11 protein-coding genes and 1 pseudogene are annotated in these 11,077 nt (G+C 41.0%); 9 read left to right on the top strand and 3 right to left on the bottom strand.

The window, feature by feature from the left end; all coding sequences use genetic code 11:
• The 9 genes and pseudogenes from KBF71_08220 to KBF71_08180 all read left to right on the top strand — a co-directional run.
• The coding region (locus KBF71_08220; protein MBP9878298.1) for an AHH domain-containing protein at positions 1-1,418 on the top strand (1,418 nt) is incomplete at its 5' end.
• 24 nt (positions 1,419-1,442) lie between these two features.
• A complete protein-coding gene (locus KBF71_08215) occupies positions 1,443-2,300 on the top strand; it encodes a hypothetical protein (GenBank protein ID MBP9878297.1) in 858 nt (285 codons plus the stop codon).
• A gap of 75 nt (positions 2,301-2,375) precedes the next feature.
• Positions 2,376-3,839 carry a DUF637 domain-containing protein gene (locus KBF71_08210; GenBank protein ID MBP9878296.1) on the top strand — a complete coding sequence of 488 codons (1,464 nt, stop codon included), beginning with the start codon at positions 2,376-2,378 and terminating at the stop codon, positions 3,837-3,839.
• Between the two features lie 59 nt (positions 3,840-3,898).
• A pseudogene (locus KBF71_08205) lies at positions 3,899-4,246 on the top strand (hypothetical protein).
• An 18-nt stretch (positions 4,247-4,264) separates the two neighbouring features.
• Positions 4,265-4,645 carry a hypothetical protein gene (locus tag KBF71_08200; GenBank protein ID MBP9878295.1) on the top strand — a complete coding sequence of 127 codons (381 nt, stop codon included), beginning with the start codon at positions 4,265-4,267 and terminating at the stop codon, positions 4,643-4,645.
• A gap of 274 nt (positions 4,646-4,919) precedes the next feature.
• The gene (locus KBF71_08195; GenBank protein ID MBP9878294.1) at positions 4,920-6,089 is read left to right on the top strand and encodes an HNH endonuclease; all 1,170 of its coding nucleotides are present in this window, start codon (positions 4,920-4,922) and stop codon (positions 6,087-6,089) included.
• Positions 6,086-6,484, top strand: coding sequence for a hypothetical protein (locus tag KBF71_08190; GenBank protein ID MBP9878293.1), 399 nt, complete (start codon positions 6,086-6,088; stop codon positions 6,482-6,484). The genes KBF71_08195 and KBF71_08190 overlap by 4 nt, the downstream gene beginning before the upstream one ends.
• A 688-nt stretch (positions 6,485-7,172) precedes the next feature.
• Positions 7,173-7,475, top strand: coding sequence for a hypothetical protein (locus tag KBF71_08185; protein MBP9878292.1), 303 nt, complete (start codon positions 7,173-7,175; stop codon positions 7,473-7,475).
• The gene (locus tag KBF71_08180; protein MBP9878291.1) at positions 7,462-7,920 is read left to right on the top strand and encodes a hypothetical protein; all 459 of its coding nucleotides are present in this window, start codon (positions 7,462-7,464) and stop codon (positions 7,918-7,920) included. The genes KBF71_08185 and KBF71_08180 overlap by 14 nt, the downstream gene beginning before the upstream one ends.
• A gap of 26 nt (positions 7,921-7,946) precedes the next feature.
• On the opposite strand, the gene KBF71_08175 is transcribed toward KBF71_08180, so the two are convergent.
• The 3 genes from KBF71_08175 to KBF71_08165 form a co-directional block, all read right to left on the bottom strand.
• Complete coding sequence (locus KBF71_08175; protein MBP9878290.1) at positions 7,947-8,138, bottom strand: hypothetical protein; 192 nt, start codon at positions 8,136-8,138, stop codon at positions 7,947-7,949.
• Between the two features lie 44 nt (positions 8,139-8,182).
• On the bottom strand, positions 8,183-9,439 hold the full coding sequence (gene rho / locus KBF71_08170) for a transcription termination factor Rho (GenBank protein MBP9878289.1): 1,257 nt from the start codon (positions 9,437-9,439) through the stop codon (positions 8,183-8,185).
• Between the two features lie 175 nt (positions 9,440-9,614).
• Positions 9,615-11,077: class I SAM-dependent methyltransferase (locus KBF71_08165; GenBank protein MBP9878288.1), on the bottom strand; the 1,463-nt coding region annotated here is incomplete at its 5' end.

Here is an 11,077-nt window from a genome sequence, read left to right as displayed (position 1 = left end):
AAACAGTTGCTGAAACAGTCATCTATGGTGATGACTTCGGAAATGCTGTGCAGCGAAATGCGATCGGAGGCTTTGTTGACTTTGGCGCTGGTCTTGCAGCACAGGAGATTGGGGAGATGTACCATGGGGATTCTCATGATATGGCAAATTCACTCGATACAGCAGCTGCATCTGGTTCAGATACGCCTCTACAAGGAGAGTTTGAGCTCAATTACGTCACCCATAAGCTTGCTCATGTCGTTCTAGGTGCAACGGTAGCAGGGGTTACAGGAGAAGATATTTTAACTGGTGCGATTGCAGCACCACTTGGTGAGATTTTAACTGAAGAGTTTGGAAAACATTATCAGAAAACTTTTGAGCAAGAACTTGAAAAAGGTGGTATGAGCCCAGCTGAGGCAGAAGCTTATATTGCAAATGCCAAGGAAAACTCAGTTCAATATGCAAAACTGGGCGCTGGCCTTGTGGCTTTAAGTGCGGGTCAAGATGTGAATTTTGCAACCCATGTTGCGGGCAATTCAGCAGAGAATAATGTGTTGCCTTTGATTGGTGCGGGATTGGTTCTTGCCTATGAGGCTTATAATGTTTATGACACTGCTCATGAGGCTTATGAAGCTTTAGACGCTTATCAAAAAGGTGACACAGAAGCTGCGATAGAAAGCAGTATTTTAGTGGGGATGGCAGTGATTCCTGGTGAAAAATTGATCCCAGCACCGATGCGTAAAGCAGCAGCTGGCTTTGTGAAGAATCAAGCGACAAAAATGCTTCGGAGTAAGATTGGCCAAGCTGCCGTCAAAGCCGGCGGAGAACTTGTTGATGCTGCAAGCAGCAAGGTTCAGAATATAACAGCGCGTGTTACAGATTCTAGCCTTGTTAAAGGCGCGGGGAAAAAGCTTCAAGATTGGGGTGTAAGTAGGGGCGGTAAAGAAGCTTTGCATCAAGCTGAGAATACTGGTAAGAATATTGATCTGAGAGTGAAGCCAACTGGCACAGCTAAAATCAGTCGTGCAAAGGATGGTAGCCGAATTGTTGAAGGAACACAAGTTCATCATATTATTCCCCAGACTTTGGAAAATGATAAATTTTTGAAGTCAATTGGTTATGATATTCAACAGAGGTCAAACAAAATGTTTTTACCAACAGTTAAAGGTGATTCTCTACTAAATACCAACAGATCATTTCATCAAGGTCGTCATGTTGTAGAGGTAGAAAGAGGAATTCAAAAATCATTGGATGCTATCAAAGAGCAAAAAATATTGCATGGATGGTCGAATGAAAAAACGATTCAAGAAATTCAAAAGCAAATTGTCACACCTCAAAGAGCTCTCTTACGTGAAGGAAAGATCCCACTTAATAAGCACTTTAGACCGGAAGCTCAAGATCTGCGTGATGAGTGGATGATGCAAAGACTCTCGGATTAAAAATAATAAAATGAAGGAATAAAAATGAGCAAAACCCTGATAGAAATGAATGATCCTCTCTTTATTTTTGTGAGAGGTGGGCCTGGACGTAAATATAGTTTGGATTATTATGGATTTGAACCTCCGAAAAGCTTTGATCTTGACAATTTATGTTTAAGAAAAAAGATTGAAGAAAAAAAATATGACATTATTTTCGGAATTAAAGCACAACCAAATGAATTTACAAAATATGACTTTTTGGCAGGAAACGATTTAATACCTCTAATTGTTCATCAAAGAGTTGTCAATGTCTTAAAAGAAAATTGTCCGGATGAGTTTCAGGCTTTCTCGGTTATTATTAGAAATTCTGATAAGAATATACAGAAATTTGAAAATCATGATTATTATGCCATCAATCTTTTAAATAAGATTGATTGTATTGATCGCGACAAATCAGATTTGTTCTACAGAGATGAAGAAGCCCTAGAGCATGATTGGTTTGAAATCAAGCGATTGGTTTTTAAAAAAGAAGGCATAGATCCATTTCAGCTTGCATATCTCTATGGGACACAACGCGAAATCATCCACCCCTCTCTGGCTACAAAATTGAAAAAATGTAAAGGTGTTGAATTTCGGCCGGCAAATTCTATTTATCCAAAGATGAGAACACCTGGCGAATTTATAAAATTTATGTATGAGGCTGGAGATGAAAAGAGTCTTGAGTCAGTTCGACGATCAATGATCACTCTCTTTAGTCCCATTGAGCTCAAAAGATTAAGAGAAACTTACAAGCCTGATCAAGAAGAAGCTATGCTCAAAGGCATTGAGCTTCTTAAAGCCCGCTCCAAAATGTATGATGCTGAATGCGAAGAGCTGATTATCTTCATGGAATCAAAACGCTAGAATTCTACTCTCTCTCAAAATCCAGATACAGCTTGGCTTGCGGAGCTCGCAAAAGATCCTGTTGTTCAAGTTCATTTGCAACAAGAGTTTCACAAACATTGGAATCACAAACAAAGTGGCTTAACGCCAGGCGGCGCTGCAATTATTGCACTTGCCGTTGCGATTGCAACAGCAGGTGCAGGCAGTGCGGTTTCAGCTGGTGTTGCAGGTGCGGCTAGCAGTGCGGGAATGAGCACAGCGATGGCAGGCCTCATGGGAGCAATGTCAAAAGCTGCCTTTATGAGTCTTGTGAGTACAGCCTCTGTGAGTCTTGTAAACAATAAGGGGGATTTTGGCAAGGTATTTGCTGAGCTTGCCAGCAAAGAGCAAATGCGCAGTCTCGCTGTTGCTGTTGCAACTGCAGGGCTTACACATGGTGTTGGAGGAGCGCTTGATATTCCAGCGAGCACGGATAGTGTGGGCGCTCGCATGCAAAATGTTGCTGTTCAAAGAGGAGCGCAAACAGTTGCTGAAACAGTCATCTATGGTGATGACTTCGGAAATGCTGTGCAGCGAAATGCGATCGGAGGCTTTGTTGACTTTGGCGCTGGTCTTGCAGCACAGGAGATTGGGGAGATGTACCATGGCAATCCTGAAGAAGCCTCTTTATCTGAAGAAGCTGGATCCAAACAAGATAAGCATATTGATTATGTTACCCATAAAATAGCTCATGGAGTTGTGGGAGGGACAGCAGGATATATTTTAGAGGGTAAAAAAGGGGTGATTGGAGGGGCAATAGGATCAGTCGCTTCAGAGATGACAGCAGAGGCTCTAGGACAGAATATAGCCGAGGAAGCTTTACAAGAAGCCCAATCTAAAGCAGATCGGGAAGGTAGACCATTCGATAGAGCTGAGTATCAACAAATTTTATCACATAAAATTGAGATGGTTCAGCATTTGAGCGAGTTGAGTTCCTCGGGTGTCAGTTTACTTACAGGACAAGATGTGGATATGTCAGTTCAAACAGCTCAAAATGCGACAGCTAACAATTGGGTGAAGGGGGCATTGTTACTTGGGGGTCTGGCTTTAACAGCTTATGAGGTTGGCACGGCTTACAAGGAGGGTGGACCAGAAGCTGCAGCAGACGTTTTGATTTTAGAAGGCGTGATTACGGTTGTTGGAGGTGCTACATTTAAAGTTGCAGGTAAAGTATATCCGAGTGCGGTTTTAGCCTTTGAGGCCGCTCGTCTTGAATATCCTGCCTTACAGAAAGTTACGACATCAGTTTCAAGTAAGACAATTGAACCCTCGAAAGCTCTGCTTAATAGTGCTCACACAGTCGCAGTTAGCGTTGTTGAAAAAGTTGTTGAGAGTAAAGCTGGTCAGAAGATAATTCAGAAGACAGGCGCCTTGAAAGGGGCTGTTGAAGAGGCGGCAGTTGTAAAGTATGGTCGTTCAGCTCTTGAGTCAGTCACAGAAGGTCTTCAAAAAGTTGGCCTGGTAAAAGCTGAACAGGCTGCCGTTCATCAACTAGAAAAAACGCTCTTGCAGAACCGATAGATCTTCGGGTAAAACCTAAGGTGAATAAAAGCCCATTATCTCAAGAAGAATTAGATATGATGGGGCCTTACAGTAAGGTAAAAGGGCATCACGTTCATTCGAAAAAGGCTTTTGAGGGGCATGTTAACTATGATCCGAAAAAAGGGTTTTCAATGAGTGAGGAAATGATGGATAGCCTAGACATAAAACATAACTCGATTACGTAAGTACAACGTAGAAAATTCAGAGAGCTAACGATGTCAGGAAGACCAAATACTTTAGCTGAACATACAAAAATAGCAGTTGAATCTCTTGTAGAGGTTGGTGTTCCTAGAGAAAAAGCACGTTCAATTGTAGCAAAATCTTTGCAAGATTTAAGATCGCAGGGAGTTAGGTCTCCAGTAAATATACCCTGGAATGGTAAGTAAAAAGAAAGGTGGTTAATTGTGGATAAAGGATTGATTCTTGATCAGTTTGGTGAGATTTATATTCATTTTGTACGTGATAAAGTCATGAGAGATTTTTTGAAAACTCAAGCAGGCAAAATTAAATCTAAAACTGGAATATCTTTGTACGAAAAATTATCAAAGTTAGATCCAGAGGTTCTTTTGACTATGAATGAGGTTGTTCTAGATACATTGGATACAACAATTGATTATGTACTCTGGATGATCGAACAGCACGAAGAATATGATTTAATTCGATACACTGATGATGAAAAAAATTATGTCAGCTTAAGAGATATTAGTGATGGATTATCAGGTGAGTTATACACAGAAGAAGGATGGATCGAAAAGTTTAGTTCTTATGAGCCATCTTATAAATAAAATCTAGATTACTTCAAGATACTACCGTAAGGACTTCGAGTTAAAGCGAATAGCTGGTGCAAAGCTTGCTTATGAAGCTGGTGATGATTCTCTTGGAACATCAGCGCGTTATGCTGCTGGTAAAAGCCTGGAGTGGCTTGTTAAGGAAGCAAAAGCCGTCGCACAAGCAAGTCAAGAGATCCACGCCCGGACGAATGATGTTCTGATCGATCCGAATGCCGGCCTCACACGCCAAGACTGGGAAAGACTCAAACGTCAAGATCGTTTTGATTATATGAACGATTTTGGCTCAGTTCTGCTTGGAAACTATGAAGAGAGTGCTGAGTACCGCAACCTTGCTTTGGGTTCAGGTGCCGTGAAGGTTGCAAAGGACGCAGCAAGTGTTGGCTGGAGTGCTTTGAAATGGACAGGACGCTCAACAGGAGAAGTTATAGGCGCCTTCCTCGGAATGGGCAGTGACAGAGCCATTGCCAATGGCCGTGCTGCAGGTGATTTTTTACCGGACATCGTTGTCTTAGTTGGAACAGGAGGCCTATCAAGTGCTGGTAGAGCCACAGTTCAAGGCGGCGTTGCAATCGCAAATGGCATTGAGAAAGCAGCCGTATTTACAAAGAACATGGTTCAGACCGCTGGAACGATGACCAGAGGCGGAGAACTCGCTTATGCTGGTGCGGGAGTTGGTTCAAGCACGAGTAAAGTTGGCGCCGCTGTTCGAGGTGCAGAGATGGGTAATCTTGCACGCGAGGGTGTTTCTGGCGTAAGAGAAGCCGCAGCTGGTATCAGTGAAAAATCTGTTGCCAAAGACATGAGTCCTAGGGTAAAAAATGTAGAGAGCAATTCGAGTCCAAGAGTCGCTCAGAATGGTACGAATAAAGTTGGTCAATCCGTTCAGAAGAAGCTTGCAGATCGCAAGGTTAAACCAGTTGAATCTAGAGCTTCATTATCTGATGAATTGGTTCAGAAACCATTTGACCCATTTGCGATGAGGCATGATTTAGAGGCTGTTTATGGGGCGGGGAGCGTCAAATCGACAACACTAGCTCTTGAAGGTTCAGCCGGTATGAAATATGCCGGACAACGAAATCCCGTATCTAATGTCGTGTATGATATGCGTGGTAATCCGATGTTTGATACTACTTCTGCTGGAATTAAATATGAAACAATCCTTAAGTTAAATGATTTTCAAAATAAAAATAGAGCATCTCATATGAGAGCAGCTACAAGACAATTAAGAGCTGATATTGAAGCTGGTCGAATTCCTGCTTATAAATTTAGCGAGCAACAACTTAAAGATATTAAATCAGGAAAGGCTCAGATCGACGGTTTCACTTGGCATCATGATCAACAAGCAAGAAGGATGCAGTTGATTGAGAAAAAAACTCATGCTGATACTGAACATACTGGAAGTGTTGGCATTATAAAAAATGGAGTAAAAGTGAAATGAGTTATGAAAATTGTGTATACGATAATGAATTTGCATATGTAGTTTTAGCAATACGCCGAGGTTCTATCACAATTGATGAATTTATTACATGGGTATACTTAATGATTGAAAGACATCAAAATCTACCAACTTATTTTTTTGATCTTAGCGATGTTAAAATATCCAGTGATATATATCAAATTATGCGAGATAAGTTTCCTAATATATTGCCAGATGATGGTCTTACGGACAAAGAGTCAGAAGTATTTTGGGGTATAGCATTTCGAAGAAGGCCAGATTTGGATGAAGATGCAATTCCTATTACAAAAAAAACCGCTCTCAAACGTCTTGAGCAATATCCTCACGTTGTTGAGCGGTTCAAAAAAACTTTCCCTTTCATAAAGCTTGATTTTTAAGTCTTAGTTTTTTGGTATTGCAGCAGCCTATTCAGGCCATATAAAAAACCCAGAAGACTTTAGAAATCTAGCCCCTGGTGCTGAATACTTTAAGATAGCTGGCGATATAAAAGATAGAGCGTCTGCTAAGTGGGGCGGAAAGACTCGGAACGCTACTCAAAAACTAGCTCTTAATGTAACGGGTAATCCGCATGTTGCAGTCACTGCAGGATTTGGGGGAGCGCTTGCTCTTGAGCTTGTCGCAGATCCATTGAATGCCGCTGGCGGTGCTGGAAAGGTTGCTCAAGCTGGAAAGGCAGTGATTAAAGGAGCTTCAGGTGCTCGTGCGATTTCTCGTGCTGCTCAAGGTAGCGCAGGCTTTGCTGATGCAGTCGCCGCTGCAAAACAAGGTGCAAGCTTAAGTGCGCGGACGGCTGCTAATTCCAAAGCTGGTCAGGCGATAGCCAATTCTAAAATAGGCAAAGGCCTTCAAAATGCTGGTGACAGACTTGTTCAGCATGCAGAAGGCACAACTGCTCAGCAAGCTGAAAATACTGGTAAAAATATTGATCTTAGGGTGAAGTCTGAGGTAAATAAAAATGAATTAAGGAAGCACCCGTCAAAATTATTACCAAATGAAGGTAAGGTTGGCACATATAAAGAGCTGAAAATGTCTGCAAAACCTGGTGATGATTTGAGTGCTCATCATATACCTTCGGCTCGATTTATGGAGCATCATGGTGTAAAGAAACCTGATGGCATCTCAATGATGGTCCAAGAACCAACACCAGGAATTGGTGGAAGACATCGTTTAACTCGAACTTATGGACGCCCAGCAAAACTTGATGAAACACCGAGGGAAGCCCTTGCGAGAGATGTTAGAGATATGCGTTTGATTTATAGAGATGAAGGGGTGTATACACCTGAAATTCATGATAGTCTAAAACAGGTTATCAATAAAAATAAAGAAAAATACCCGAATTTGTTTGGAGTGAAAGATGGTCGAAATTAAAGAGGACGTGTTAATACGCAGCCTTAAAGAAAATCAAGAATTTATAAATTATGAGCAGATTGTGGCTTTTAATAAAGCTCTTGATAGCCTCGTTCTGTTAAAAAACCCAGATCATCTGGAAGTTTTATTTCATCTTCTTAAGGATGAGTCAGATTACCCTGAAGTGATTGATGGCGTCATTCACGCTATTGAATATTATGGCATCGATTTTTATTTACCTTATTTATTGACTCACCTAGATGAGCTTTATAAGCAAGCTCCTGAACAAATAATGATAATATTTGTTAGAATTTTAAACTCACAGGAGACGTTAACTTGCTTAAGAAAAAATATGAAAGCCAGCTATCTAACTCTTGAAACAATTTTGTTCGTAATTGGTAGAGAATCAGAACAACACAAAGCACTGTGTCAAGAGTTGATTCAGGTGTTGGAAAGATTGAGGTGATAAAAATAGCATAGATATCAACAGAGTTAAAAGATGCTAGGATTCTTTACTTCAATCTGAATCAGATTGAAGTAAAAGGTCAGCACAGCTGTTGCAGCTCTTTTCACTGGCCGAGATGTGAATACAGCAATCAATGCTGCAGGCAATGCAGCAGAGAATAACTTTGTTCCTGTTCTTGTTGCGGGCGCTGTGATTGCGATACCTAGACAGCAACACAAACAAAAAAAACCGCTCGAAAGAGCGGTTTTTTTTAACTCTCAAACTACTGGTTCATGCTGTCGAAGAAATCTCTGTTTGATTTGGTTGGTTTTAACTTATCAAGCAGGAATTCAATGGCATCTGATGCACCCATCGGCATTAAAATACGACGCAAGACCCACATTTTGGAATGAGTTCCTTTATCAACCAAAAGCTCCTCTTTTCTTGTACCGGATTTTCCAACATCAATCGCTGGGAAAATACGCTTGTCAGAAACTTTACGGTCAAGAATAATTTCACTATTACCCGTTCCTTTAAACTCTTCAAAGATAACCTCATCCATCCGGCTACCCGTGTCGACAAGGGCTGTTGCAATAATAGTGAGTGAGCCGCCTTCTTCAATATTTCTGGCTGCACCAAAGAATCTTTTTGGGCGCTGAAGCGCATTGGCATCCACACCACCTGTCAAAACTTTCCCTGAACTCGGAGAAATCGTGTTGTAAGCACGTGCCAAACGCGTGATCGAATCAAGCAAAATAATCACATCTTTTTTACCCTCAACCAATCTTTTCGCTTTTTCAATCACCATTTCTGCAACTTGAACATGTCGTGATGCGGGCTCATCAAAAGTGGAACTCACAACCTCGCCCTTAACGGAACGCGCCATGTCTGTTACTTCTTCTGGACGCTCATCAATCAACAGAACGATCAAATAAGCCTCAGGATGATTGTGCGCAATCGCATTGGCAACTGACTGAAGCATAATGGTTTTACCTGTCCGCGGCGGTGCAACAATCAAGGCACGCTGCCCTTTACCAATCGGACAAATTAAATCAATAATGCGTGATGTGAAGTTCTTTTTGGTCGGATCATCAGACTCAAGACTCAATTTTTTGTCTGGGAATAAAGGCGTTAGGTTATCAAAGTTGATGCGATGACGAATTTTCTCAGGATCTTCAAAGTTAATTTTTTCGACAACAGAAAGAGCAAAATACTTCTCACCATCTTTAGGTGCTTTAATTTGACCATCAATTGTATCACCCGTTCTAAAGCCATATTTACGCACTTGCTGTGGAGAAATATAAATATCATCCGGACCTGGCAAATAGTTAGACTCAGGCGATCTTAAAAATCCGAAACCATCTTGTAATATTTCAGCAACACCCGAGCCGTAAATGGTCACGCCATTTTGGGCAAGCCTTTTTAAAATGGCAAACATCATATCTTGTTTGCGCAAATTGCTTGCGTTTTCAATTTGTAATTCTTCAGCATAAGCCAATAGTTCAGCAGGTGATTTATGCTTTAATTCTTTCAAATGCATTGATTGTGTCCTTAAGTCAAGTGAATGTAGTAGATCAGGGGGAATTTCTAGAGAGATGATTGATCACGAAAAGTGGAAATGCAACACAGAATGTCATACAGTCTCTAAAGGGGGGGAGAAATCTCTGAATGGAGATATATTAATATTTACCGCGCCCAGCCCCAGAAGTCAAGCTTTATTTTCGGGTTGCAACCAGATAAGCGATACTTTTATCCTTACGATACAATGATAAAACAGTTTCTCCAACCTCTCCTTCCATCAGAAGCTTCTTAAACAAAACCCCTCTTGGATCACCTTCAATGAGTAAACTATCCGCCGGAAAGCCAAAATAGCCAGACTCAATCACTTTAAACTGGACTTTTTTGGCTTCGCGATCCAATATTTTTGTATATTGCGGATGCATATAGGGCGGAAAAATGCGCATGGGATTGTATGACGGATCAACGCCAATGTCATGAATCCATTCCTCATCACTATTTTTAATCTCTCCCGGCCAAAGACTTTGCTCTTTCTGGGCAGTAAGCAATTTATGAGTAACATACCTGAAAGAAGGGTGATAGGGCGTTAAGGTAGAAACATAAATATGTCCCCCAGGCTTAAGAAGCCGATACATCTCTTTAAACATCGATTGAATCATATCTGGAGTCATATAATGCAGAACATGATTACACAATATCCCATCAAAACTTTGATCTTTGTAATGATGAGCAATCTCAAAAAAAGAACCATAGCTCAAAAAAGCATGAGTAAAATCGAAGGGAGGCCCCATCTTTTTCCTCATATCTTCAACCGATTCCATAAATTTCAAAAGCGAACAGGCATCCATGTCATTCATCACAACTTTTGCACCGCGTTGTAACAAAGCATAGCTTTGCGCCCCTACACCGCATCCAATATCTAAGAAAAGATCACCTTCTGTTAAATGCTCGAGCATCAAGTGCTTTAATCTATTTTCAAAATTCACAGAACTACCAACACCTGCATAAGCAACTGGCTTGCCTCCTCCTTGAAAGAAATTCTTTAAATCGAGGCCTTGTTCATCATTCGCATCATAAAGAACAGCTCTGTTGTAACTAATTGCTTCTACTAAAGGAATCATACCACGATAAATCATCTGCAGGTCAGCAAGATCTTTGCTCAGCGTTATGCGACTCTCATATGGCGGAAATGCTCTCGCTGTCTCAGCCTGCACCATTTCTTGCATCTTTTTTTTGAGACAATCTTGCTCTAACTTAGCGCTCTCAAGAATAATATCCAAACTATAAACACGTGCCGGAATTTTAAGCAGTGGATACCGTGCATATATCAACATTAAAATCTGTTGTCGCATTGGCAAATTAAGCGTCCCAAGAGACTTAAATTTCTCAATCAGCACTCTGGTCAATAAGCTAATGTCATGAAACTGCGATAGACCCCTGATCTCTAAAGAGTTTGACAATTCATATACGGGGCGATCAAAAATAAACTGTGTTGGAATATCTGCTGCCTGAATTAAAATCCGACGAACTTGTCTCAGCTCATGCCGTATTGTTTTTTGATGGCTAAGATCACTCATAAAAACTTCTTTTTCGAGCAAATTAAATACCGTACGGCAATAGCTGTCAAAAGGACCCTCTGCCTTCTCATATAGGTAAATAT

The sequence above is a fragment of the Alphaproteobacteria bacterium genome (assembly GCA_018063245.1).
Lineage (GTDB): Bacteria > Pseudomonadota > Alphaproteobacteria > JAGPBS01 > JAGPBS01 > JAGPBS01.
This window is presented reverse-complemented; position numbering and strand designations above follow the sequence as displayed.